Origin of the sequence: Bradyrhizobium sp. WSM2254 (assembly GCF_000472645.1) — a bacterium.
Taxonomy (GTDB): Bacteria; Pseudomonadota; Alphaproteobacteria; order Rhizobiales; family Xanthobacteraceae; genus Bradyrhizobium; species Bradyrhizobium niftali.
The window spans coordinates 378,898-404,128 of the sequence record NZ_AXAB01000002.1 but is presented as its reverse complement, the minus strand read 5'-3'; the positions used below and the strand labels follow the sequence as shown (position 1 = coordinate 404,128).

The 25,231-nt window shown below is 61.8% G+C and carries 14 protein-coding genes, 1 tRNA gene and 1 pseudogene; 5 read left to right on the top strand and 11 right to left on the bottom strand.

Annotated elements, in window-relative coordinates:
* Positions 1-44 precede the first annotated feature (44 nt).
* Positions 45-2,291 carry a TOMM precursor leader peptide-binding protein gene (locus A3M7_RS0104385; protein ID WP_027542828.1) on the bottom strand — a complete coding sequence of 749 codons (2,247 nt, stop codon included), beginning with the start codon at positions 2,289-2,291 and terminating at the stop codon, positions 45-47.
* 903 nt (positions 2,292-3,194) lie between these two features.
* Here A3M7_RS0104385 and A3M7_RS43705 point away from each other — a divergent pair.
* From A3M7_RS43705 to A3M7_RS0104360, 5 genes are all read left to right on the top strand, one after another.
* Positions 3,195-4,064, top strand: coding sequence for a VOC family protein (locus A3M7_RS43705; RefSeq protein WP_049823200.1), 870 nt, complete (start codon positions 3,195-3,197; stop codon positions 4,062-4,064).
* A 201-nt stretch (positions 4,065-4,265) separates the two neighbouring features.
* Positions 4,266-6,116, top strand: coding sequence for a dihydroxy-acid dehydratase (gene ilvD, locus A3M7_RS0104375; protein WP_027542827.1), 1,851 nt, complete (start codon positions 4,266-4,268; stop codon positions 6,114-6,116).
* Positions 6,117-6,337: 221 nt separating this feature from the next.
* A complete protein-coding gene (locus A3M7_RS0104370; protein WP_049823199.1) occupies positions 6,338-6,661 on the top strand; it encodes a hypothetical protein in 324 nt (107 codons plus the stop codon).
* Between the two features lie 321 nt (positions 6,662-6,982).
* Positions 6,983-7,072: transfer RNA gene (locus tag A3M7_RS0104365), tRNA-Ser, on the top strand.
* Positions 7,073-7,500: 428 nt separating this feature from the next.
* Positions 7,501-8,394: a hypothetical protein gene (locus A3M7_RS0104360; RefSeq protein WP_027542825.1), complete on the top strand. Its 894-nt coding sequence runs from the start codon at positions 7,501-7,503 to the stop codon at positions 8,392-8,394.
* Positions 8,395-8,451: 57 nt separating this feature from the next.
* Here A3M7_RS0104360 and A3M7_RS0104355 read toward each other — a convergent pair whose 3' ends face one another.
* The 10 genes and pseudogenes from A3M7_RS0104355 to A3M7_RS0104310 form a co-directional block, all read right to left on the bottom strand.
* Positions 8,452-10,557: a cytochrome c3 family protein gene (locus A3M7_RS0104355; RefSeq protein ID WP_371089950.1), complete on the bottom strand. Its 2,106-nt coding sequence runs from the start codon at positions 10,555-10,557 to the stop codon at positions 8,452-8,454.
* A gap of 341 nt (positions 10,558-10,898) precedes the next feature.
* On the bottom strand, positions 10,899-11,348 hold the full coding sequence (locus tag A3M7_RS0104350; RefSeq protein ID WP_027542823.1) for a DUF2721 domain-containing protein: 450 nt from the start codon (positions 11,346-11,348) through the stop codon (positions 10,899-10,901).
* A 39-nt stretch (positions 11,349-11,387) separates the two neighbouring features.
* Complete coding sequence (locus A3M7_RS0104345) at positions 11,388-11,657, bottom strand: hypothetical protein (RefSeq protein WP_027542822.1); 270 nt, start codon at positions 11,655-11,657, stop codon at positions 11,388-11,390.
* Positions 11,658-11,676: 19 nt separating this feature from the next.
* Positions 11,677-13,412: pseudogene (locus A3M7_RS0104340) on the bottom strand (adenylate/guanylate cyclase domain-containing protein).
* Positions 13,413-13,541: 129 nt separating this feature from the next.
* A complete protein-coding gene (locus A3M7_RS43700; RefSeq protein WP_245284194.1) occupies positions 13,542-13,985 on the bottom strand; it encodes a hypothetical protein in 444 nt (147 codons plus the stop codon).
* Positions 13,982-15,487 (bottom strand): DUF1254 domain-containing protein, encoded by a 1,506-nt coding sequence (locus A3M7_RS0104330; protein ID WP_027542821.1) that lies wholly within the window; start codon positions 15,485-15,487, stop codon positions 13,982-13,984. Before A3M7_RS0104330 ends, A3M7_RS43700 begins: the two co-directional genes overlap by 4 nt.
* 45 nt (positions 15,488-15,532) lie before the next feature.
* Positions 15,533-17,995: an arylsulfatase gene (locus A3M7_RS0104325; RefSeq protein WP_027542820.1), complete on the bottom strand. Its 2,463-nt coding sequence runs from the start codon at positions 17,993-17,995 to the stop codon at positions 15,533-15,535.
* A 95-nt stretch (positions 17,996-18,090) separates the two neighbouring features.
* Positions 18,091-19,533, bottom strand: coding sequence for a DUF1254 domain-containing protein (locus A3M7_RS0104320; RefSeq protein WP_027542819.1), 1,443 nt, complete (start codon positions 19,531-19,533; stop codon positions 18,091-18,093).
* A gap of 134 nt (positions 19,534-19,667) precedes the next feature.
* Entirely contained in the window at positions 19,668-22,349 is a 2,682-nt protein-coding gene (locus A3M7_RS0104315; RefSeq protein ID WP_049823198.1) for an arylsulfatase, read from the bottom strand.
* A gap of 221 nt (positions 22,350-22,570) precedes the next feature.
* A complete protein-coding gene (locus A3M7_RS0104310) occupies positions 22,571-25,069 on the bottom strand; it encodes an arylsulfatase (RefSeq protein ID WP_027542817.1) in 2,499 nt (832 codons plus the stop codon).
* Positions 25,070-25,231 lie beyond the last annotated feature (162 nt).

Below are 25,231 nucleotides of genomic sequence, written 5' to 3'. Positions count from 1 at the left end.
CCTGGTCGGCTTTTTCCGGGGAGCGCGCACGAAAGTGCAACCCTTCAGGTGTGTGGGACGAATGAAGTCAGATCGCTTTCCGGTCGCGGCCGGTCCAACAAACCGAGCTTCACCGGCACATCGTAAAGGCGGCCCGGTGCGAAGCGGCGATAAAAATGACGCAAGCCGGGAACGAGCACTCTGACGACCGGAACCTCGACATCGAGACGCGTCTGGTCGAGGACGAGGAAATCGTAACCCGCACGGGCTGCGATCTCGACGCAGGCGATGACCTGATCCCGCGTATTGTCGTGAAGCTTGAGGCTTGGCGCTGGGGGGAGAATAGGGCGATCGCTCGGTGTCAGGAACGGGTAGTCTTCCAGACGCAACGGTGTGACACCGTCGAGGGTCGGCTTCTCGTCGCTCGCACCGCCCATCATGCTAACGGACATGAATTGGGTCAGCTCGGTGAGGGAGCGCAGCAGGGCTATGCGGCGGTCGAAATGCGCGCCGGAGCCGAACTCGATATTCTCGTGTCCATCCTGCATCCAGTGCATGATCGCCACGTAAGTCGGAATGCCAAGGTCAGTGGTGATATCGAGCACCCATAGCTTGCGCCCGGCCTCCGCAAATTGAGTCTGGAGATCCCGGACATAGAAATCGTCGAACTGCTCGAGGTCGACCTCGGCGCGCTGCACCCGGTTGTACCACCAGATCGCGTAGGCATCGCGCTCGATCAGTTCGAGGAAGCCCTGGACAATCGCTTCGTCGCGGGTGTTGCCGGCCGCGCAGCCGTTGGAATCCGTATGAAAGCCGCCATAGAAGAAGTACAGGAGGCCCGTCGGCAGATATTTGAAGCGTTTGTCGCGCAGCGATGAGACCGGCGACCACTCGGTCTTCGTCGAGGGATCGAACGGCTCGGGAACCGGATGGGGATCGTCCGGTTGCTGGAGAAACCTGTTCTTGAACTGCGTTTCGCTGAAGAGCTGGATATCGTTGGGAAGAAGCGCGTCGCCAGGCGCGAAATCGGCAAATCGACGCGCCGTCCTGATCTCATCGCCCTGGAAAATGCCCGAATAGCGTTCGATCGATTCCATCAGCGCGCTGGCTTCGCCCTGCTCGGCGGTCGAGCCCTTGCCAAAGCTGCCCCCGCTCAATCCGGACCTGAGCTGGTCGATGCTGTGGGCCGGCGCGGAGAAATTGTGCTGGGCGAAGTAGTTGGTGTTCATCGGCAGGTCGACGTCGATTCGTTCGAGCCTGGTCACCACCCCTGTCAGTGGGCTCACATGCTTGCGGAAGCGCGACACCGTCGACCGCGACGTCACGGTGCGATATCCACCGCTGGTCATGACGAGCCTCTTGCCCTCGGCAATCTCGACCAGGGCCGGAGTTCGGCGCGGGTTGTTCAGCTTCCTGTTGCCGCAGGTCGGACATTGCGGACGTCGCGTCACGTAGTGCTTGGCGATGGCGGCGCCGGTCAGGTCGAAGCTTGCGATGTGATCGCACAAATCGGTGCGAAAATCCGAGGCAATTGCCTTGGCGATCTCGACGGCCGCAAAATGGATTCCAGTCTGGCCGACGCTTTCTCTGACGAGAGGCGATATGGCAACCGCACGCGCCGGTCCCCGGTCAAGAAACCCCTTGATCTCCCGGTTGCGGATCATGCGATCGAACAGGCAGGTCCAGCAGGCGCTCTCGCCCGGTTTGAACACGGGCCCGACCAGCGGAAACGGGCCGGATGGCTGTACCAGCAACCAGGGCGTCTTGCCGGCCACACGTTCCTGGTTCAGTTCAGCAAGTCGCCGGTCGAGATAGTCGTTCGCCAGCGTGATCGTGAACTTCGGCGCTCGCTTGGCGATTTGAACGCCGAGCTTGCTCAACGCCGCGGTCAGCTCCTTGGCGCCTTTGACATCAATCGACTCGACCAGGACGGGGCAATTACGAAGATTTTGTTCCGCGACCTCCAAAGGCATGCCGAGGCTGGCCAGGAAACCGCCGACGGCGTCGTCGAACGCTTTCGGGGTCCGCGCAACGACATATCGGCGGTCGAGCAGCCGCTTGATTGCTTCCTCGATCTTGTCGACCGGGAAGCGCTTCGAAAGCTGGCGAATGATCTCCGACCTGGCCTTGCCGTGTTGCCCGATCGCGGTGGCGAGGGCGCAGTAGAGTTCGCCGTGCAGGAAGAATTTGCGGTTCTCGGAATAGAGACAAACCGCATCGGGAGGCAATACGTAAGCGGTGAAGTTCGGTGCAAATCGGAGAGTGTCTTGGCGGGTCTGCCGCGCAACGCGGGTCTTGCGAGTTGCAGTCATTGAGTCAGCACGCTGATCCTGTTGCCCTTACGCTAGATCCCCGGCGCAAGACGGATCGTCGCGCCCGCGCGCCGGCATTTTCCCGGAGAATTGAAACGAATTGGGCCGTCACGCGCAAGCCGCCGATGCAAGCGTCGTAGCGAAATCAAGCAATTGGCCGGACCCTTTCTTGAGGCCGGCCAATGACCTATCAACCCGTGAGTTTGACATTCGGAACGCGCCGAGGCCTAGCACCAGCGGCAGCGGCCCCACGATGCGCAGCAACCCGCGCATGATACGGCGCATCCCACCACACCAACGCCACAGCCAACTGCACAACCTGCACATCGGCAACCGACGCCACATCGGCAACTACGGCAACCCCGACAACCTCTGCAGCCGCGGCAGCCGCCGCATCCGCGCCATGCCAGCTGCACGCGGCTACCGGCGCTTTCCTTGTCGAAGAGATGGAAGGTGGCGAGGCTGACGTCAGCCATTTCCTCTTCATCGAGCGTGATTGCCTGACCCGTTCCAAAGTGCGGCAATTGTTGTGCGTCGGGTGCCGGCACGGCGGACGCCGATGCGCCTCCCGCCAGCGAGAACGTCAACCCTGCGGCTCCTAGCGCCGGTACGGCGACTTTGGTTGCTCGCTTCTTCCCTTGAGAAGTCTTCCTCGCCTGCCGCATGGTCGAACCTCCGAGCATTGCAAGAAGCATCCCAGCCGCGGTAAGTCTACGCCCAGGAAATAACGCGAGCAACGATTACGCGCACAAAAACGCGGCGCCGGACGTTCAGGATGCATTCATCTTCATGAACGGCAATCGGCATGGCCAGTTGAGACAACGCATCGCCGATCCACGCTTTTGGTGCGCGTGCAGCTTGGTGCAGTGCCGCAAGCACATCGAATCTTGAACGGAGATCGGCGTGGCAGATCGATCAGGGCGTTTCGCTTGGTATGAACTTCTGACCACGGATGTCGCAGCGGCGGGCGCATTTTATCGCAAGGCCGTCGGCTGGGGCGTGAAGGATGAATCGACCCCGGAACTGCCTTACATGGTGCTTCGTAGCGGCGGCGCTCCGCTGGGCGGACTTATGGATATCCCGGAAGAGGGGCGGAGATTGGGGGCGACGCCGAGATGGATGGGATACGTCGCCGTCGACGACCCGGATGCAACCGCCGCGCAGATCACGCGTCTTGGAGGTGCGATCCTTGTGCCGCCGACCGACACCAATATTGGCCGCATAGCAGTCGTTGCCGATCCGCAGGAGGCGACGTTCGGGCTGATCAAAGAACCAGCATATGGCCGACGGAAACCGGGCCGGCTGGACGAGCCGGGGCGCGTAGGCTGGCATGAGTTACTGGCCGCCGACCGAACCGCGATCTTCGATTTCTACAGAGAACTATTCGGTTGGCAGAAGGCCGACGCTCAAAGCGAACCAGCGGCCTGGTATCAACTGTTTTCGGCGGGTGGGCAGACTGTCGGCGGAATGCTCACGAAACTTCCGAGCGTAGCGCAGCCGAGCTGGCTGCATTACTTCAATGTCGACGACATCGGTGCTGCCACGAAACATGTGAATGCTGGCGGAGGCCGGATCCTCCAGGGTCCGATCGAATTGCCCGATGGCTGCTGGATCGCACGATGTGTCGATCCCCAGGGCGCCCTGTTTGCGTTGCAAGGCGCCCGAGGTCAGACAAGCGTTGAGCCATCCTCGGCCTCGGAAATCGGCTGGTCCGCCAAGTGGGGTGGCATTGCCTCCCAGGGTAGAATTGTGCTGCCCAAGCCGAAGCGCTAGCTACAGCGTCTGTCCGGCGCTGACGCGACCTTGCAGTAGCCCGCGCCGGGAGCAGGGGAGGCCTGCGAAAGGCCGATCCGGACCTGTCCAAGCCAAGTTCCCGTTGCACCAACCCACCCCGTGCGCTATCCGGCCGGAAAGGCCTGAGGCGGCTTCCGAATTTGTCCCGCTCAGGCAGCCAAACCGAGGACGGAAACCGCCATGCCAGCCTATCGCTCCCGCACCACCACCCACGGCCGCAACATGGCGGGTGCCCGCGGCCTCTGGCGCGCGACGGGCATGAAGGATGCGGATTTCGGCAAGCCGATCATCGCGGTCGTCAACTCCTTCACCCAGTTCGTGCCCGGCCACGTCCACCTCAAGGACCTCGGCCAGCTCGTCGCCCGCGAGATCGAGCAGGCCGGCGGCGTCGCCAAGGAGTTCAATACCATCGCGGTCGACGACGGCATCGCCATGGGCCATGACGGCATGCTCTACAGCCTGCCGTCGCGCGAGCTGATCGCCGACAGCGTCGAGTACATGGCCAACGCCCATTGCGCCGACGGCCTCGTCTGCATCTCCAATTGCGACAAGATCACGCCCGGCATGCTGATGGCGGCACTGCGGCTCAACATCCCCGCCGTGTTCGTCTCGGGCGGACCGATGGAGGCCGGCAAGGTCAAGCTCCAGGGCAAGACCAAGGCCGTCGACCTCATCGACGCCATGGTCGCCGCGGCCGACTCCAAGGTCAGCGACGAGGACGTCAAGGTGATCGAGCGCTCGGCGTGCCCGACCTGCGGCTCCTGCTCGGGCATGTTCACGGCCAATTCGATGAACTGCCTCACCGAGGCGCTCGGCCTCGCACTGCCCGGCAACGGCTCGGTGGTCGCGACCCACGCCGACCGCAAGCGGCTGTTCGTCGAGGCCGGCCACACCATCGTCGATCTCGTCCGCCGCTACTACGAGCAGGACGATGCCTCGGTGCTGCCGCGCAACGTCGCCAACTTCAAGGCGTTCGAAAACGCGATGACGCTCGACATCGCGATGGGCGGTTCGACCAACACGGTGCTGCATCTGCTCGCCGCCGCCCATGAAGGGCAGGTCGCGTTCACCATGCAGGATATCGACCGGCTGTCGCGGCGCGTGCCCGTGCTGTGCAAGGTCGCACCGTCGGTCGCCGACGTGCATGTCGAAGACGTGCACCGCGCCGGCGGCATCATGGGCATTCTGGGCGAGCTCGATCGCGCCGGCCTGATCGACACGTCGGTCTCGACCGTGCATGCGCCGACGATGGCCGACGCGCTGGAGCGCTGGGACATCAAGCGCACCAAGAGCGAGGCGGTGCGCACCTTCTATCGCGCGTCGCCCGGCGGCATCCCGACGCAAGTCGCCTTCAGCCAGGAGCGCCGCTACGACGAGCTCGATGCCGATCGCGAGAAGGGCGTCGTGCGCGATCTCGAACACGCCTTCAGCAAGGATGGCGGCCTCGCCGTGCTCTACGGCAACCTCGCGCAGGACGGCTGCATCGTGAAGACCGCCGGCGTCGATGCCTCGATCCTGAAATTCTCCGGCCCCGCGCGCGTGTTCGAGAGCCAGGACGCGGCCGTCGACGGCATCCTGGGCGGCAAGGTCGTTGCCGGTGAGGTCGTGGTCATCATCTACGAAGGCCCGCGTGGCGGACCCGGCATGCAGGAAATGCTGTATCCGACGAGCTATCTGAAATCGATGGGCCTCGGCAAAGCCTGCGCGCTCGTCACCGACGGACGCTTCTCGGGCGGCTCGTCCGGCCTGTCGATCGGCCATCTGTCGCCGGAAGCCGCCGAAGGCGGCAACATCGGCCTGGTGCGGACCGGCGACCGCATCGCGATCGACATTCCGAACCGCAGCATTACCCTGGAGGTTTCCGACGAGGAGCTCGCCAGGCGGCGCGCGGCGGAAGAGGCGAAGGGTGACGCCGCCTGGCAGGCGACGGGCCGCAAGCGCAACGTCTCCACCGCGCTCCAGGCCTATGCTGCGCTCACCACCAGCGCCGCGCGCGGCGCGGTGCGCGAGGTGAAGCGGCGCTCGAACTGAGCGCTGCATCGTTCGCGCCTCGCGTGCATGGTCAACGAGTCCTTAGCGGCCGGCGAAAGCCGGCCGTTCGCATTAAGGATGCCTCCACGAAGTTCGGCAGCCCTGGATTTTGCGGCGTATATTGCGGCGACCTTCGCAAATCCATTTCGGGCAACTGGGGCACCGCAATAATGTCTCGTACTCTTGCTGTCGTTTTCTCAACAGTCGTCGCCGCGATTTCGATGACGAGCGCAGCCTCCGCCGGCTGCTACAATTGCTACACGCCGCCGCCGTGCACGACCTGCTATCAGCAGCAATATGTGCAGCCGCAATACCGCACCGTCGACGAGACCGTGATGGTTTCGCCGGGCTCCGTGGTCGCGCATCGCACGCCGGCGCAGTACCGCACCGTGATGGTGCCGCAGACCGTGATGGTCGCCCCGCCCAGCGTCCAATACGAACGCATCCCGCCGCAATACGCCACGCGCCAGCGCGTCGAGATGGTCTCGCCGGGCTATTCCTATTACGCCCCGGTGCAGATGGGCTGCGCGTCCTGCGGCTACTGAGCCAGCGCAACAATCACGAACTTCGCGCGGCGCTCCCATGGGGCGCCGCGTTTTCTTTTGGGCGCCAGCAAACGAGGCCCGGAGATGGAGACGACTCCTACCGGGCCTCGCAACCAGCGACGCCCTGGGAGATGTCGCCAGTGTTCGGGATTGCTGAGGGCACGGCGCGCTGTCGGCGGCCGAGCCTGTTGCCAGGTTAGCGGACCAGGCTGACGCTCGCCTGACAGACCGGCCAGGCGAGGGGGCAGGCTTGCTTCGAAGGGCCCAACTTCGCGTTGCCATGCGCCGTCGACTACGTTAAGCGACAGCAATTCCGGGTTTGGAAGGGTGGCCGAGTGGTTTAAGGCACCGGTCTTGAAAACCGGCGTGCCCGCAAGGGTACCGTGGGTTCGAATCCCACCCCTTCCGCCAGTATGCTGTTCTCCATTGTTCGCAGGTCGTTCGAACTCCACAGCAAAATCAGTGGCTTGCGCCGGAATGGGGCTCCTCCACGCTGCGAGACCCAAGCGATTGTGTTGAAACGATTGTTTGACTGGAGTTGGTAAGATCACGACCGTACCTACGATGACAGGCTACGGATGGCATTACCAACAGCGGCAGCTCTCGGCGCAAAGCGGACCTGCGCGCAGCCATGGTCAAATTTCGGCTCCCGCCGAGCCCGCTTTTGCCTGGGTGCAAACTGCCGAACCGGCGTTCTGCTGGCGTTAATCTGGGTCAACGGGGAAATCGTGATCTGGGATTGAGGACAAAGTGACGCGAGTCACGGCAAAATGTGTATCATTCTCTGGGGGGGCCTTGCCGCAAAGCTAGGTTTGTGTCGCACGCGGAGCCCTGCATTGATTGACTTTCGGACTGCCCTGAAGGTCGCACTCGGCGTCGTCCTGATCTGTCCGGCGGCAAGCTCGTTGGCCGCTGAGGCCGACGACGACAGCGACGGCGATAAAAAGCCGGCCGTGCCGACGATGTATCTCGATCTCAGAACCTATTACGCGCAAATCCCCGCGGGATCCCTGGCATTCGGTTTTGGCCATCCTTCATTCTTTACTGCACTGCAAACGCTCTCTGGACCGAACGGCGCGGCGTTATCGGCCGGCCTGCCGGCGTCGAAATCGATCAACGTTGATCTTCCCTTTACCATCGACGTCACCGATCGCGTCTCGCTTTACGCCGGCGTCTCTGGCAGCTCGACGCAGTTTGGGGGCGGCGGCTGGTCCTCACTTGACATTACGAGCTGGAATATCGGTTTCCAGGCCGAGCTCTATCAGCAAAAGGGCGGAACCTTTCCGACCGTGACGCTGCAATCGACGATCACTCAGTCGATCCCCAACGGTCCGCTAACTGCGACCTCGTTCAACAACATCCTCGAGTTCGGCTATGCGCTGGATAAGGACGAGACCCGGGGATTGCTCGCGGGCATCCAGCACACGCGTGTCGATGTCGGCAATGCGCTGGTCAGGGTCAGACCCAACACGATCGGTTATGTCGGCGGCTATTACCAATGGCCGAATAATTGGAAATTCACCGGCCGCATCGGCGTGCAATCGTTCGAGGGCGCTCAGCTATTGAATCTCGCGCCGGCCCAGCCGTTCACGCAGCCGATCGTGCGACTTGATCTCGACCGCATGGATGACAATGACAACCGCCTATTCGGTGTCACCGCCGAGATCATGTGGGTGCCGAAGCCAGCCTACCAGCTGACGCTCAGAACGCCGCTCTATGCGGTGCGCAATTAGCCGCGCCTCTCGATCGCTGATGTGCATTTTGCTCCGATGGCCGGGGCTGCCTTGTAGCTATTGTTTGAGTTGCTTGATGAGCTCTGTGAGCCTGGGATCGCCGGGCATCAGGTGCGCAAGCCGCTCTGCAAATTCCAGAGCTGCCACGGAATCCCCTTTCTCTCGGCTGAACGCGATTGCTGCCGAGAGACTGTCTCTGTCGTTGGGGTGTCTGCCCAAGCTGGTTTTGAGGACAGCTAGCGCGTCGTCCCGGCGACCTGCAGTGTGCAGCCCCACAGCGTACACGTATGCATAGCGCGACTGGCCGGGGTCCAGCACGGCCGCTAGACGCAATTCATCGAGCGCCGACTCGTTGCGCTTCTGACGCACAAGCGCCAGACCGAGGGCATGGTGGATCGAGGCATTCTGCTGCGATCCGGACAGCGCGTCGCGAAGAACCCGCTCGCCATCACTCTCCCGTCCAAGCTCGCGATAAAGGTCCGCCAGATTGATCGCGGCAGGCGAAAACGAAGGATCAAGCCTGAGCGCGGCTCGATATTCGCCTTCCGCCTCGACGGCCTTCGCTTGGCGCGCCAAGAAACTGCCAAGCGCGCTGCGCGCCTCCGGACGATCTGCATTTAGCCTCTGCGCCGCCACGAACTCGGCCGCTGCCTGCGCAAACCTGTCGCGATCAGTGGCGGGCTGGCGCGTCGCAGGAACAGATGCCAGAACCTCCGCGGCCCGGATCCGCACGCCGCGCACGGGGTCGGCCAGTTGAGGAGAAGCTAGTCCCCATAGCTGGTCTGCAGGAATACCTTCGAGGGCATCGAACGCCCCAAGCCGCACGAGCGGATCGGGATCGGAAAGTCCGCGTCGGATGAGATCAACGTCAGGTCTCGGAAGCTCGGCCAGCGCACTCGCCCGGACCGTTGCCGAAGCATCGCCTTGCTGGACGAGGGCTGCGAGCAACGCCTGCGCGTCGATTGCTTCGCTCCAGGCGGCATGAAACGCCGGCGCGTAGGTCTGATAGCCGTGCCGTTGCGGGCCGAACCAGGCTTCGACCTGTTGCGCCGCCCAGGCGGCGGACTTGTCGCGGTGGCAATCATTGCACGCATTCGGGGTGCCTAACTGCACCGATAGGTCGGGCCGGGGGATCCGAAAACTGTGATCGTGGCGGCGGTCGACGACCATGTAGCGCCGCTCCGGCATGTGGCAGGAGGCGCAAGTGGGCGGCGGCGTGCCATTCGCGTGTTGCCTGTGGCCGGCCGATTCATACTTGTCCGCCGCGTGGCATTGTCCACACACCGCATCGCCCGGCGCCTTTAGCATTGCACTATGCGGATCATGGCAATCGCTGCAGGTCACGCCTTTGGCGAACATCCTGCTCTGCTTGAACGGACCATAATTGTAAGTCTCTTCGTCATCCCGCATCTGGCCGTCAGCGTGGAAACGTTGGCGATCGAGCAGGGACACCCGATGTGTTTCGGAAAGCAACTTGCCCGGCAACCAGTCCTCGGAGAGCTGACCGCGGCGCGCATGGCAGCGCCCGCAGGTCTCGACCTCCTTGCGCAACGCCGGCGCAGGCCCGCTGCCTGTCGGAGCCAATGTCCCGGCATCAGCCGACCAGATGATGCCCGTTCGTTCGTCGAACTTCACGAGCAAGCCGTTGTCCGGATCGCGAGATCTCGCGTTCTGGCGAGCCCAGTTGACGTGGCGCGAGCCTGCGCCGTGGCAGGCTTCGCAACCGACGCTGATCTCGGAGAAAGTCGTCGCGAACCGGTCCTTGGCGGCATCGTAGTTCTTGTGCACGCCGGTCGAATGACACTCCGCGCACATGAAGTTCCAGTTCTGGTTCAGCTTCGTCCAGTGCAACGGATCGTCATTGGTGATTGCACTGTCCGGATAGAGATGAAACCAGCGCTGGCCTCCCTGGTCCTTGGGCCGCGTGTCCCACGCGATCGATAGCGCCTGAACGCGGCCGTCGGGAAATTCGATCAGATATTGCTGTAGCGGATCGAGCCCGAACGTGTACTTCACCTCGAACGTCGCGAGTTTGCCGTCGGGTCCGTCCGTCTCGACGAGGAACTTCCGGTCCTTCCGGAAGAAACGCGAGCGCGTGCCGGCATATTCAAATGCAGCATCGTTGAAGTTGCCGCGGACTGATGCATCGGTCGCGTGATCCATAGCGTGCCGGTGCTGCGAATTCTGCCAGAGGGCGGCTTCGGCCTGGTGGCAGCCGCTGCAGCTCTGGCTGCCGACAGAGGTCAGCTCGGCGGCCTGAGGCTGTTCAATCGAGATATCCGAAGCCTTGAACCAGAACAGCGCTCCGGCGATCAGAACAAGCAGCGCACCCGCGCCGGCCGCCAGCCACGCGGCGGCTCTCGACTTTGTGGGTAGGGACTGTTGCGGGGGAATAGCCGGCGCGATCGACCGCGAATTCGTATGGGTCTTGTTACGCTTGCGGCTCTTTCGAGGACCTTTTGCCACGTCCGCTACCAACCCCGAGCTTGCATCGACTGTGTGGCCTACACGCGAAGATCGTTGTCATGAAGTGCGATCCTCGTCTCGCGCGCAAGATCGATGAGAGAGGCGCAGAACGTGAGTAGCGCCGCCATGAACAGAATCGCGACACCATACTCATGCGCCACCTGAAAAAGCGCGCTGATGAACGCAACGATGATGATGAGGGCCGTCAGGATCGCCGACAGAATGGCAAAGAAGAGCGCCCTGTTCAAGAAGGCGGCCCGGCGTCTCAGGCGGGGCAGATCCGACTTGAGGAATGATTTCGAGGAGCCATTATCGGGGATTCCGTGAATGAACTGCGCCCGGTCGACCACGCGGTTGATCCTGGAGATCAGCACCGAGATGAAGGCAGCGACCGCGCCCAGCAGGAAGGCCGGGGCCGCAACGTTTGCAATGATGCGGCTGAGCTGGTCGATCGAAGGTGTTACCAGCAGCTCAGTTGCATTTTGCATACGTTGACCTTCGGAGGGATGATGAATGATGCATGAGCGTCATCGAAGTGGCTCCACTTTTGCGGCCATATCAGGCGCACGGCTCACCCGGTAAGTCGCGTTGCTGCATCTGAGTACCCAGACGGCATGATCCGGCCTGGAGCGCGTCGCGTCTTTCCTCGCGCCGAGCGCCTGGTCACAGGCAAAACCTTGCATGCGAATCTGCGCGGCGAGCATGGTCTGCGGTGTTTCCTGTGCGGTTTGGGCGAAAGAGGGCGTCAGCCCGCCCATCGCGCTTGCGAGCACCAGTAAGCCAAGAACCTTATACATGTCTTGCCTTCCCCGTCTTTTACTTGTGCTCCATGTGCCACGAACCGTTCCAGTCGGCCGGTGGCGGATCGGATTGAAGATGGTCGAGGCGGCTCAAGAGAGTAAGTGACGGCCCATCCCCTGGGGATATCCCGAGAGCAGCGTTGAAGGCGTTGCGTGCATCTTCCCACCGCCCAGCCCGATAGGCGGCAAGGCCCTCATTATACCGGGATCGCAACAGCTCCTGCTGCCTGGTAAGGTCGCCTTGCTTTCCCATCACTTCAAACACGGTTTGGGGCTTGCTCTGTCCGACGACCGCCAGACGATCGATCTCACGCAGCTCGAGTTCGGTCCCGACCGTGGCGGGGTGGCTTCAGATATCAGAATGCGGCAGCCATAGACCTTGTTGACCGCCTCAAGACGGGACGCGAGATTGACGGCATCGCCCATGACGGTGAAACTCATCATAAGCTCTGAACCGATGCTGCCGGTCAAGACCTCGCCGGTGGCAATACCGATGCGGACGTCGCATTCGGCGGGTATTGCGCGCACCCCCAGAAGCTCCGGCAATTGCTTGCGAAGCTTGGGTACCCGATCGACCATGTCGATCGCGGCAAGGCATGCCAGGCGAGTCTGGTCCGCTTCGTCAATGAACGGCGGCCCCCAATAGGCCATGATGGCATCGCCGATGTACTTGTCGATCACCCCGTGGCGTTCCCGGATCGGCTCCGACATCATCGTCAAATAGCAGTTCATGACCTTGACGAGACCCTGAGGGGTCATGCCTTCGCTCATGGAAGTGAAGCCCTGCATGTCGCAGAACATCACGGTCATGACACGGCGCTGGCCCTCGGTCGCCGCGTCGGGCCGGTCAAGCAGTCCTTCCACGACCCTCGGATCGATATACCGACCGAACGTTTCGCGGATACGTTCATTCCGGCGCAGCTGCTCGACCATCCGGTTGAACGCGGCCGAAAGCTGACCGATCTCGTCCTTGGTGGAGACGCTGATCGATTGATCGAGGTGGCCAGCTTCGATTTCCCGGGTGCCTTCCAGCAACCGTCGTACCGGACGGGTGATGCCGCTGCTGACAAGGAAGGCGAAGCCCAGGCCAAGCGCGGCCGCAAGACCTGTGACAATAGCTGATACGTCTTTCGCTTGCTGCTGATCGCGGATCACGGTCGATGCACTTGCAAATACTTGCGATAGCATGTCGGCGCGGATTGCATCGACCTTCTGGGTGAACTGATCGCGCAGAGTGTCCACGCGTGCGAGCGTGCCACGAACGTCCACGAAGTCCCCGGATTCGATCTGCTTCAGCAGCTTCGCCTGTTCCTCGCCCAGTTGGCGGCGCCCCTCTGCCATGGCGTTGTCGATCCGGGTCTCGATGCGCGCCAGGGCGGCGTTGTCTGACGGGGTGCTGACGTCGTCTATGATCGCGTTGATGAGCTTGCGCGCAGCGTTCGCCTCCTGCTCGACTTCGCCATCCTTTTCCTCAAAGAAACGCAGGCGCGCAGCATAAACCTCCTCGTCCGGAGGCACCTGCATCTTGGCGATCACCATTCGACGTAGCGCAAGTGCGCGTTCGAGCGAGCGGATGTTGGCTCGTGCCAGATGACCGTAGGCGGGGATATATCGGACGGTCAGTTCGTCGAGCAGGTGCTCCACGCGCTTGGACATCACAATCGATAGAACCGATGTGATCACCATCAGGACGATCAATGCCACGGAAATTCCGACGATCTTGCGCCTGATCGACTGGCGAAAGACAAGCAGGCCAACCAGCTGATTGCCCCGCCGAGGAGGAACTCCGGTCGTGCTGGCAATGTCTGTCACCGTACTACCCTCGCTGCTCCAGTGTAGCGTCGATCACGTTCGATCGCGACACGCGCTCAACGTCCGCTGCTAAATCGAGAAGTCGTCTCCCCTCTGGAGGTTTCTTTCGCCGAGCCATGTACGACCGAGGACGATCGAGAAGATCGCGTGCAGCGCGATAGCCGGCCACAACAGGATGCCCATCAACTGGCCGCCGGTCGCCACGTAGAGGAGATAGATTGTTGCCAGGACGTTGTAGACAAGTAGCGCGCGAACGGATGATGGCGGAGGGCCCACCGCGCCAGACAAGGGCCAGGTGGCGAGTGTCAGTCCGAGTAGAGCGATGGCCGTCAACCGGCCGAGCGCGCTGCCGGAATCCGAAAATTCGTTGCCGAATACCAGCCAGGCGAACCATGACGGTCGGACGAATAGGATAAGACCTGTCGCCGCGGCCTCGACGGCCGCGGCGAGAACGGTCCATCTTGCGTTCTCCATGCCTTTCCACATGCCGATCTCTGCCGACACCGAACTCATGCCACCCGCTTGACCGGCGGTATCTTGTAGCCGCCGTGGAGCAACGGCTTGCTCGGCTGATACACGCGCATGGTCAGGTTGAACGGAAGGCTCGGCGGGCAGGGTAGCCAGTTCGCCTCCTTGTCAGCGCCGGGCGTTTTGGCCTGGATGTAGATATCCAGCGAGCCATCTGCGTTGTACTTGAGAGGCATTCCCGAAAGGATCCCATACCGGTTGATTGAATTCCGGACATAAAAATTCTCGCGATAGGGCGAGACGGACCAGACACCGCTGGCCGAGGGCGGGAACTCATCCTTCCCGAAATGCAGAACGTACTTGGCGGCGCTGTCCAGAACGTTTCCATCGCCATCGACCAATGCGCTGGGGTAGACGCAATCGTCGGACGTCAACGCGCCGAGCCCGAACCAGGCGATAAGCGCGCGGGTATTGTAGTCGGTGCCATATCTCCCGATGTTGAGGATGTTCAGCCAGCCGTTTACGTTCGGCGCTTCGTAAGGCCCCTGCTGAAACTTCAGCCACACCTCTCCCGGCGCGTCGTTCAGACCCTTGATTATGGCGCGATCCGGCTTGCCGGCGTCGAATTCCTTGCCCGGTTCGATGCCAAGCTTCTTGAGCTTCTCGAGCATCTTGGTGTCGGCCGGGTAGGGCGGGTTATCTTTCAAGAGCCTCGCCAAACGCCTGAAGAACATCTCCCCCGTCATCAGTCGGACCTGATCGTACGGAGTCGCGGTGAGGTCCACGGCAGGATCGATCGGAACGTCGCCGGGGGGTGTATACGGCTTCCCCCATGCGCTGAGTGGTGTGATCAGGAGCTGATCTTGCAGGGCATGAATTTCCGGAAAGTCCTGCGGGCCGGCGGCCGACATCTGCACCAGCAGCCACGCAAAGCGCGTCGGGCACCGATAGATGTCCTTGATGTCCGATGGAGCCGTGCCGTTCCACTTGGGCCCGGCGACGAGGAACTTGCCCGCGCCCGTGCCGGTGGTGCGGCTGCCGAGCGAGCCAAAATCGTCGGTCCACATATTCATCAGCTGAAGCACGATGTAACGCCCCTTTGTGTCGGGGTGCGACGCAACGAGCGGCTCCGTGTCGAGATCGAGGATGGCGAACGACCACACCGAGTTGACACTGACACGCACCACATCCTTGAAATCGGGACTGACATAGCCCCTCATTCGACCGAACTGATTGATCGGCGCCTTGTATTCGCCGGACGTCGACGTCGCTGTCATCACGCCGTTGGTCACATCCATCAAGACCAGCGGGAAGCCATAGACATAGCACTCCATGCCGAGCAGGTAGGCGATCTCTTCCTTCACATCGTCTTCCAGGTCCTCGAGGTCTCCCAGCTCTCCCTTCAGAAATTGGCCTAGCTGTTCCGCTCGAGTCTGCGCTGTGCTCGATCCTGCCAGCGTGGCGGCCGCGCCCAGCGCCAGGGCGCCCAGACCCAGATCACGGCGGTGGAGCCTGAACGAACTCATCCACTGATTGGCGATGTTCATGGCGATCTCCTGTGCCTTGAGTTCAATCGCGAGTTCAATGCAGTGCTAGTTCTTGCCTATCGTTTGTGACTTCGGCTCCGGTTCGAGCTTGAAGGTCAGCTTGTTGATCTTGCCGGTGAATTTGAACGGTGGATCGTAGCGATACTCCACCAGCGCCACGCCGGTGCGCGTGTCCTGGCCGACATCGAAGGTCTCATCCTCGGGGAACGTGACAGGTATGGTGTGCTCCAGGGAATTCCTGGCCACTTCCTTGCCGTCCACCGAGAGGATGCCCGTGCCACCTTTGCCCAGGCCCGGTTCATCGGGCTTGAAGTCGAAGACGATGCTGTGCTTGCCGGGGCTTAGCTCGGGTCCCTCCCACGTCGTGCGCTTGAGGTCGAGCAGGTTGTAGAGGAACACCACCTTGCCTCGGCCGACGCCAAACTCGCCCTTGCTCAGGAACAGGCCGTAGCCTCCGAAGCGGCCGCCATGGGTGACGATCATCCCCTCGGCCCCACCTTCGGGAATGTCCACGTCAGCGGTGATGCTGTAGCCCTTGTTCAGGATGTCGGGCGCCGCGCTGGCGGGCGTGCCGATCAGGTCGCCCGAATACGTGAAGACCGTTCGTCCCGCCGTGAGACTCGGGCGTGGTGTGTTCCAGCGCGCGAGCGTCGAGTTGTCGAGCGGCAGCACGTTGTACTTCTTCGCCTCGGCGTAGAAGAGATCCTGCATCTGCTTGAGCTTGTCGGGCATCTTGGCGGCGAGATCGTTGAACTGCGTTGGATCTTCCTGAACGTTGTAGAGCTCCCAGTTGTAGCCGGTGATCACGTCCGGCGGCGTCTTGGTGCTCAGCTCCCAGGGGAGCGTCGCAGGCGTCGTGGCCGCCACCCATCCGTCCTGATAGATGGCGCGATTGCCGAGCATCTCGAAATATTGCGTGGTGTGGCGCGTCGCTGTGTTGGCGTTCGCTTTGTCCCACGTGTACGCCATGCCGACGCCTTCGATGGGAATCTGCTTGATTCCGCTGATCGTGTCGGGTTGCGAAATGCCGGTCGCTTCGAGAATGGTCGGCACGATGTCAATCACGTGGTGGAACTGGCGGCGGATGCCGCCCACATCCGTGATGTGGCCCGGCCAGGACATGACCACGCCCTGGGCCGTCCCGCCGAAGTGTGATGGCACCTGCTTCACCCACTTGAAGGGTGTATCCATCGTCCACGCCCAGCCCGCCGCGAAATGGGGGAAGGTCCGCTCCGATCCCCAGAACGGATACCAGAGCAACTGATCCTTCACCGGCACGGGAACGCCGTTGAAGGTGGTGAATTCGTTCGGCGTGCCGTTGAGCATGCCTTCGGCGCTCGCACCGTTGTCCCCACCGATGTAGATGATCAGGGTGTTGTTGAGCTCTCCTAAGTCTTCGACCGCCTGGATGACCCGTCCGATCTCGTGGTCGGCGTAGGCGAGATAGGCGCCATAAACGTCAGCCTGCTTGATGAAGAGCTTCTTCTCGTCCCAGCTCAGCGAATCCCATTCCGGCAGGTCCTTCGGCCAAGGGGTGAGCTTGGCGTTTTCGGGCATGATGCCGAGGCGCTTCTGGTTGGCGAAAATCTTCTCACGCACCTTGTTCCAGCCCTCGTCGAAGAGGTGCAGGTCACTGATCTTCTTGATCCACTCCGGCGTCGGGTGATGCGGTGCATGGGTGGCGCCTGGCACGTAGTAGATGAAGAACGGCTTGTCCGGTGCGACCTCCTTGATCTGCTTCATGTGCTGAATGGCCTCATCGGCCATCGCAGTTTCCAGGTTCCAGCCGGGATTGCCCTGGAAGGGATAGATCGCCGTCGTGTTGCGGAAGAGGTTCGGCTGCCACTGGCTGGCGTCGCCGCCGACGAAACCGTAGAAATAATCGAAGCCCATTCCGTTCGGCCATTGATCGAACGGCCCGGCCTGGCTCGACTGATAGGACGGCGTATTGTGGTCCTTCCCGAACCACGAAGTCGCGTAGCCGTTCGCCTTCAGGATGGTGCCGATCGTGCCTTTCTCGATCGGGATGATCGAGTCGTAACCCGGGAAACCCGTTGCGATTTCGCCGACTACCCCATAGCCGACTGAATGATGGTTGCGCCCGGTGATCAGCGCTGCGCGCGTCGGCGAGCAAAGCGACGTCGAATGGAAGTTCGTGTAGCGCAAGCCGGCCTTTGCGATCCGGTCCATGCTGGGCGTAGGTATGAGACCGCCAAAGGTGCTGGGCGCGCCAAAACCCTGATCATCCGTCATGATCAACAGCACGTTCGGCGCCCCCTTGGGCGGCACGACGCGCGGCGGCCACCATGGCGTCGACTCGGATGCCTTGTCCTTGATGACCCCGCCGAACTTCGGATCGGGCGGCGGGAGCTGGTTGCCGGGGAGGGTGATCGTCGCGCCAGGTGCACCAACCGGTGCTGCAGTCTGTGATGTCTGCTGTGCAATTGCCGTCGCCGACGCGAGCGACGATGCCCACACGAGCGTTGCAAGGATCTTGCGAATATTCATTGTAAAATCCTCCTAGACGGCGAAGCCCTCCGTAAACGCGGCCAGTTGCCATTTTCTTGTGAGCCGTCTCTGGCGGTCCCGCAGTACAGGACTCCCTATGACGTCCGCTTCACCCCAGGGGGCTGCCATGTCCCCTGTCCGACGGGCAGAATTGAGGGCGGCTCGGTTTTCGGCCAATAGAGCCGCATCGCGAGATAGATCGGACCGTCCGGCGCAGGCAGCCAGTTGGACTCCTTTTCGGCACCCGGCGATTTGCTCTGGATGTAAATCGTGAGCGATCCGTCCGCATTCTTCTTCAGGTTCGGAAGCATCGGCGAATTGATCAGATAGCGATCGATTGGGTTTTTGATCAGCAACTGTGTCTTGCCGTCATACATCGTCACTGACCAGAACGCTTTCACGGGCGGCAGCTGACCCGACGGGAACGTGAGGGTGTAGTTATGCTTACTACCGTCCAGCGCCTGGCCGTCGCCATCGAGGCGCGTCATGGGATAGGTCGCCTCCTCCGCATCATTGCCGTATATTCCTGCCTTCGCGCCGGCCGCGCGCTTCAACCAGTCGCCATTGAAGAAGGCGCTGTCACCGAACATCGAGCTGACCCGCCACCCATTGATCTCCTTGCCAGCATTGGCGACAGTTTCGTCGATCTTGCGTTCACCTTCCTTCATGCCGAGGCCGATCTCGAGCTTGTCTTCCAGCGAGAGGTCCTTGAAGTTGATGGTCTTGCCCGGCCCGACGCCGATGCGCGCAAGCTGGGCGCGTATTTCCTTCTCGTTTTCCTGCGCGGGGGCAAACTGCAGCGCGAAGTCGAGGTATTCGAAGAAGTTTGTCTTTACGAGTTCCTTGTCGATCTTGGGAAAGTCAATGGCCGCCGCGGCAGTCGTCGCCGGTTGATTCAGATAGGCGGAAAGCGTCTGGACCTTGTAGCCGGCTTGCACCTTCCGGACGTTCTCGACGTCATCGGGGTTGAAAAGCTGGGTACGATACGCTGCAGCCGAAAGCTGGGTGCTCGATCTGAATACCTTCTTGATCCCGGGCGGGATCGCTCCCTTCCAATCCGGCCCGACAACCATGTAGTCGCCCGGCTCGCTGCCGGTGGCGCGGCCGCCGATATAGCCGTAGTTGTAGGTATTGCCGTCGCAGAGCATGACCGAATAGTAGCGCTTCGGGTTCACCTCGGGCACAGAAAGGACGATCGGCTCGGCCCGCAGGTCCATCCACAGAAGCGAATAGGGCGTGTCGCTGTTCGGCGTGATGACCGCGGTGTCCTTGTAGGTATAGACGTTGGGTTCGTTCTTGATCTGATTGAAGGGAGCCTTGAACTGGCCCGAGTTACGGTCGACGGCGTATTCGTACATCACGGCGTAGTTCATCACGATTGGCACGCCGTAGATGAAACCCGCCTCGGCAATGTCTTTAGCCGCGAAGAAACCGGGGCGGTCGGGGTTCGTCTGGGCGAATACCGGGATCGATTTCGTTGCCGCAGCAGTGATCGCAGCCAGCGCGGCCGAGCCAAGAAGTTCGCGTTTTGTCAACATTTTGCAGCACTCCCGTTTAGAGTACCTTTCCACGATACTGAGTGAGGCAGCCGAGGGGCGCTGAGTTGTGCCGATCTTGATGTCGGCTTGAGCGCCCCCGTGTTCGTTGGTCAAACTATTCGCGGGTCCAGCAACTACTGCTGAACGCATTGCTGAACGAACTTGACCCGGTCCACCATGCCAAGACCCTTCGCCTCGGCCTGCTTGCGGCAGCCCTCGCGCTTGTCGATCCGTAGCTGAATCTTGTCGACAAGGCTCAGGCCGACGGTGCCGACTTGTGGTCCGGCCGAAGCCGTCTTTCCGTCGTCGGTAGATGGTCCATCGCCCGCCGCGCGCGCGGCTTCCTGCAGGCGCTTGACGTCGTCGGGGCTCAGCTTGGGCCGGTCGATGTCCAGCGTGAGCTTGTTGATCTTGCCGGTGAAGGCGAACGGCGCCTGATAGTCGTTGTCGTCGACCGGCGTGCCGGTGTCGGATCCGATGTCAAACGCCTCGTCCCATTGCAGGATGAACGGAAGCGTGTGCTCCATCTTCTCGGTGGCCGCCACGTTGCCGTCGACCTTGAGCGTCCCGGTCCCGCCTTGTCCGATGCCGGTGTAATTGCCGAACACCATGGTGGCGGCACCGAGACCATCGTACTTGAAGTCAAACTCGATCAGGTGCTTGCCGGGCGTCAGCTCCGGTCCCTCCCAACGCACGCGCTTGAGGTCGACGAGGTTCCACGTGAACACGGGCTTGTTCTTCAGGACATAGAGGCCGTAACCGCCGAAACGGCCGCCTTGCGTCACGAGCACGCCCTCGGCACCTCCTTGCGGAATGTCGACGTCGACCTTGAAGTTGTAGGAAGAGTTGAGCAGACTCGGCGCGTCGCCATTCGGCGTGCCGGTCATTGGTCGCGTCCAGGCGAAGTTGGTACGGCCGGCGCTCAGACTGGGACGCGGCGTGATGATCCGGGTCGCCACCGATGAATCGAGCGGCAGCACCTGATATTTTTCCGCCTCCTTCCAGAACAGCGCCTGCAGCTCCTTCAGCTTGTCCGGGTACTTGGTGGCGACGTCCTCGGCCTGCGTCCAGTCGTTTCGCAGGTCATAGAGCTCCCACGGGTAATCGAGTGGGCTCGGCAGCTTCGCAATCGACACCCACGGCGGCCGCAAGACCTTCGTGCTTGCGATCCAGCCGTCATTGTAAATTGCGCGATCCGCGAACATCTCGAAATACTGCGTCGGATGCGTGGAGGGCGCGTTCGCGTTCTTCGCATCGAACGTGTACATCATGCTGACGCCCTCCATCGGGCTCTGCTTGATGCCGTCGACGAACTCCGGCTGCTTGATCTGAGCGGCCTCGAGAATGGTCGGCACGATGTCGATGACGTGGTGGAACTGATTGCGGACGCCACCCTTGTCCTTGATCATCGCCGGCCAGGACATAGCCATGCCCTGGCGCGTGCCGCCGAAGTGGGAGACGATCTGCTTGGTCCAGGAGAACGGCGTGTCGAACGCCCAGGCCCAGCCGATCGACATGTGGTTGTAGGTGCGGTCGGTACCCCAGACGTCGTAGAAATATTTGAGCTGATCCTCGACCGACGGGGTGATCTGGTTGAACATCGCCACCTCGTTCGGCGTGCCGTTCGGCTGGCCTTCCGCGCTCGTCCCGTTGTCGCCCTCGATGTAGATGATGAGGGTGTTGTCGAGCTTGCCCATGTCCTGGATAGACTGGATCACGCGACCGATTTCATTGTCGGCGTAGGCTGCATAGGCGGCGAACACCTCGGCCTGACGGATGAAGAGCTTCTTCTCATCGGCTGAGAGCTGATCCCATTCCTTGATCAGGTCTTTCGGCCACGGGGTCAGCTTCGCGTTCTGCGGAATGACGCCAAGCCGCTTCTGGTTCTCGAAGATCGTGTCGCGCAGCTTGTTCCAGCCCTGATCGAACACGTGCAAGTCGCTGATCTTCTTGACCCACTCCGGCGTCGGGTGATGCGGGGCATGGGTTGCGCCGGGCGCGAATTTCACGAAGAACGGCGTATCCGGCGACAGCGCGTTCATCCGATTGACGTAGTCGATGGCCTCGTCGGCCATTGCCGTCACCAGATTCCAGCCGGGCTTCCCCTCGTAGGGATAGATCGGCGTGGTGTTGCGGACGAGATTGCCGGGCTGCCACTGATTGGTGTCGCCGCCCATGAAGCCGTAGAAATATTCGAAGCCCATGCCGGTCGGCCACTGGTCGAACGGACCTGCCTGGCTCCCCTGGTATTCCGGCGTATTGTGGTTCTTGCCGAACCACGCGGTGCGGTAGCCGTTGTCGGTGAGGATCCGGCCGATCGTCGCCTTGTCCTTTGTGATGATGCTGTTGTAGCCGGGAAAGCCGGAGGCCTGTTCGGCGATGACGCCGTAACCGACCGAGTGATGATTGCGCCCGGTGATGAGCGCAGAACGAGTCGGCGAGCACAATGCGGTCGAGTGGAAGTTGGTGTAGCGCAACCCGCTCTGCGCGATGCGATCGAGCGCCGGCGTCGGGATCACGCCGCCGAACGTGCTCGGCACGCCGTAGCCTGCGTCATCCGTAATGATCAGCAGGACGTTCGGCGCTCCCTTCGGCGGAACCACGCGCGCCGGCCAATATGGCTTTGAATCCTTCGCGTCGCGTTCGATCTTGCCGCCGAATTTTTGCGGCGGGGGCGGAAGCTGGTCGCCGGGAATGGTGATGGTCGCAGCCGGTGAGCCTGGTGGAGGCGCGGCTTGTTGCGTTTGCTGTGCAAACACCGGAGCCGAGATGACGAGTGCGGGGATCAGCGTGGTAAAGATCTTGCGAATATTCATTGCAATACCCTCCCAGTACGCAGGGCGCCTCTATTCCAGATCGCATCCGGATTTCGTGTGTTGATCCAAATCAAGTTCCGGATGAGGACCGGCGACGTGAGCAGCGCCACGGCAAATCCCTGCGCGTCTATTGTAGGCGTCGCAAAACCAACCAAGAGCGTTGGCCGTCGCCGTCGGGAGGACGCACCATCCTGCAGTGCTCTCGTTGCTCGCCAACGAGCCTACTGCTTGTCTCGCGCCGATTTCGCGACCGTCTCCTTTTCCGCCGATGACATCTCGTTCGGTCCGAGCTTCACCGTCAGCTTGTTGAGCTTGCCGGTGAAGCGGAACGGCACCTGGTAGTCCTGGTCGTCTACCGACGTACCGGTGTCGAGACCGACATTGAAGGTCTCATCCCACATGAGCGTGATAGGCAGACTGCGCGGCATGGGATGGCTCTCCACGACGTTGCCATCCACCTTCAAGGTGCCGGTGCCGCCCTTGCCGAGGCCAGGTCCGTCATATTGCCAATCAAACTCCAGCGTGTGCTTGCCGGGCGCGAGAGCTTCCTTGCCCTGCCATTTCACGCGCTCCAGGGCGACCAGATTCCAGGTAAACACCGGCCGGCCCTTCAGCAGGTAGAAGCCGTAGCCGGCGAACCGGCCGCCGTCGGTCATCAGCATGCCGTCGCCGCCGCCCTGGGGAACGTCGACCTCGGCGGTGACCGTGTACGACCGGTTCAGCAGGCTCGGCGCGGAGCCCGTTTCCGGGAACGGCACGTTGCTCAGCTCACCCGAATAGGTGAACTGGGTCCGGCCCGGAGCGTAGCTCGGCTTGTGCGAAATGAACCTGGTCAAACGCGTGTCGTCGAGCGGGAACACCTGGTACTTCGCAGCTTCCATGGTAAACAATTGCTGCATGTCGCGCAGTTTGTCCGGCATCTTGGCGGCGAGGTCGTTCGACTGCGTCCAGTCTTCGTTGATATTGTAGAGCTCCCAACGGTAGGCGTTCATGACGTCCGAGGGCGGCTCCGCCAAACTGAGGTCCCAGGGCGGGCTCAGCGGAGGCGTCGAGGCCATCCAGCCATCCTGATAAACGGCCCGCTTGCCGAACATTTCGAAGTACTGCGTCGTCCTCCGGCTGGGCGCGCTGCCACCTTCCCAGGTGTAGGCCATGCTCACGCCTTCGATCGGCTTCTGGGCGATGCCGTTGACCGTCACCGGCTCGGGGACGCCAACCGCCTCGAGGATTGTCGGCACGACGTCGATGACATGGTGGAATTGGTGACGGATGCCGCCGGCGTCCTTGATCCGCGCCGGCCATGCCATGGCCATGCCGTTGCGGGTGCCGCCGAAATAGGACGCGATCTGCTTGGTCCATTTGAAAGGCGTATCCCAGGCCCAAGCCCAGCCCACCGCGTAGTGGGGGTAGGTCTGGTCGGAGCCCCAGGCGTCATAGAACTTCATGTTCATTTCGACCGTCGGATGCACGGCATTGGCAACAGCGAACTCGTTGTAGAGGCCGTGGGGCGTGCCCTCCGGGCTCGCGCCGTTGTCACCGCTGACGTAGATGACGAGCGTGTTGTCGAGCTTGCCGGTATCCGCGATGGCCTGGATGACGCGACCGATCTCGTAGTCGGTGTAAGCCAGATACGCAGCATAGACGTCGGCTTGCCGGGTGTAGAGCTTCTTCGCCTCGGGCGACAGCGTGTCCCACTTCGGTATGCTGTCCGGCCAAGCCGTCAGCTGCGCGTTCTGCGGAATCACACCCAGTCGCTTCTGGTTGGCAAAGATCTGTTCACGCAGGTCGTTCCAACCCTTGTCGAATAGATGCATGTCGCTGATCTTCTTGATCCACTCGGGCGTCGGATGGTGTGGCGAGTGCGTGCCGCCGGGCGCGTAGTAGATCATGAAGGGACGGTCGGGCTGGACGTCGTTCAGCATCTTGATGCGCCCGATCGCCTCATCGGCCATCGCGGTGATCAGATTCCAGCCGGGATTTCCCTGGAAGGGTTGAATCGGAGTGGTGTTGCGGAAGAGATTGTTCGGCTGCCATTGGCTCGTGTCATCGCCTGGGAAGCCGTAGAAGTAGTCGAAGCCCTTGATGGGTCCGGTCGGCCAGTTGTGGAAGGGGCCAGCCTGGCTCGCCTCCCACTGCGGCAGATTATGGTCCTTGCCGTACCACGAGGTGTCGTAGCCGTGCTGCCGGAGGATCTCGCCGATGGCGACGGCGTCGCGCGGGATGATGCTGTTGTAGCCGGGGTAGCCGGTCGCCTGATCGACGACGACGCCAGTACCCACCGAGTGATGGTTGCGGCCGGTGAGGAGCGCGGCGCGCGTTGGCGAGCACAGTGCCACGGTGTGGAACGCCGTATAGCGCAGACCCGTTTGGGCGATACGGTCCAGCGCCGGCGTCGGGATCACGCCGCCAAACGTGCTTGGCGCGCTGAAGCCGACATCGTCCGTCATGATCAGAAGCACGTTGGGCGCGCCCTTCGGCGGCACAACGCGCGCCGGCCAGTACGGCTTCGATTGCACGGCGTTGGGATTGATCTCGCCCTTGAACTGCTGCGGGGGATTCGGCAGGTACCTGCCGTCGATCGTGGTCGTCGCCCCGGGCGAACCGGGAGTTCCAGTGGTTTGCTGGGCGTTGGCGTCGAGGGCTGTCAACGGCGCCAACAAGAGAGCAGCGAGCAGAAAGCGTGAACTAATTCGGCGATGCAGGTTCGAGGCGCTCATCATTGGCTAACTCCCGAAAACCGAACTGATCTGACTTGGCTGGAAACCGATATCTTCTCTCCTGGTCGGCGGTACGTAGCCCCTACGTGAACCTCGGGGCAGTTTCCGTCTTAATCTGATCAAGACGGATCGCGCGCGAGCGGTGCTTTGAGCAGCTCGTGGCGT

What these genes read in the sequence shown, in the direction of transcription:
- A3M7_RS0104385 (WP_027542828.1), bottom strand. Translation starts at nt 2,291, where the DNA reads ATGACTGCAACTCGCAAGACCCGCGTTGCGCGGCAGACCCGCCAAGAC.
- ilvD (WP_027542827.1), top strand. Translation starts at nt 4,266, where the DNA reads ATGCCAGCCTATCGCTCCCGCACCACCACCCACGGCCGCAACATGGCG.
- A3M7_RS0104370 (WP_049823199.1), top strand. Translation starts at nt 6,338, where the DNA reads ATGACGAGCGCAGCCTCCGCCGGCTGCTACAATTGCTACACGCCGCCG.
- A3M7_RS0104355 (WP_371089950.1), bottom strand. Translation starts at nt 10,557, where the DNA reads ATGGATCACGCGACCGATGCATCAGTCCGCGGCAACTTCAACGATGCT.
- A3M7_RS0104350 (WP_027542823.1), bottom strand. Translation starts at nt 11,348, where the DNA reads ATGCAAAATGCAACTGAGCTGCTGGTAACACCTTCGATCGACCAGCTC.
- A3M7_RS0104345 (WP_027542822.1), bottom strand. Translation starts at nt 11,657, where the DNA reads ATGTATAAGGTTCTTGGCTTACTGGTGCTCGCAAGCGCGATGGGCGGG.
- A3M7_RS43700 (WP_245284194.1), bottom strand. Translation starts at nt 13,985, where the DNA reads ATGAGTTCGGTGTCGGCAGAGATCGGCATGTGGAAAGGCATGGAGAAC.
- A3M7_RS0104330 (WP_027542821.1), bottom strand. Translation starts at nt 15,487, where the DNA reads ATGAACATCGCCAATCAGTGGATGAGTTCGTTCAGGCTCCACCGCCGT.
- A3M7_RS0104325 (WP_027542820.1), bottom strand. Translation starts at nt 17,995, where the DNA reads ATGAATATTCGCAAGATCCTTGCAACGCTCGTGTGGGCATCGTCGCTC.
- A3M7_RS0104320 (WP_027542819.1), bottom strand. Translation starts at nt 19,533, where the DNA reads ATGTTGACAAAACGCGAACTTCTTGGCTCGGCCGCGCTGGCTGCGATC.
- A3M7_RS0104315 (WP_049823198.1), bottom strand. Translation starts at nt 22,349, where the DNA reads ATGAATATTCGCAAGATCTTTACCACGCTGATCCCCGCACTCGTCATC.
- A3M7_RS0104310 (WP_027542817.1), bottom strand. Translation starts at nt 25,069, where the DNA reads ATGATGAGCGCCTCGAACCTGCATCGCCGAATTAGTTCACGCTTTCTG.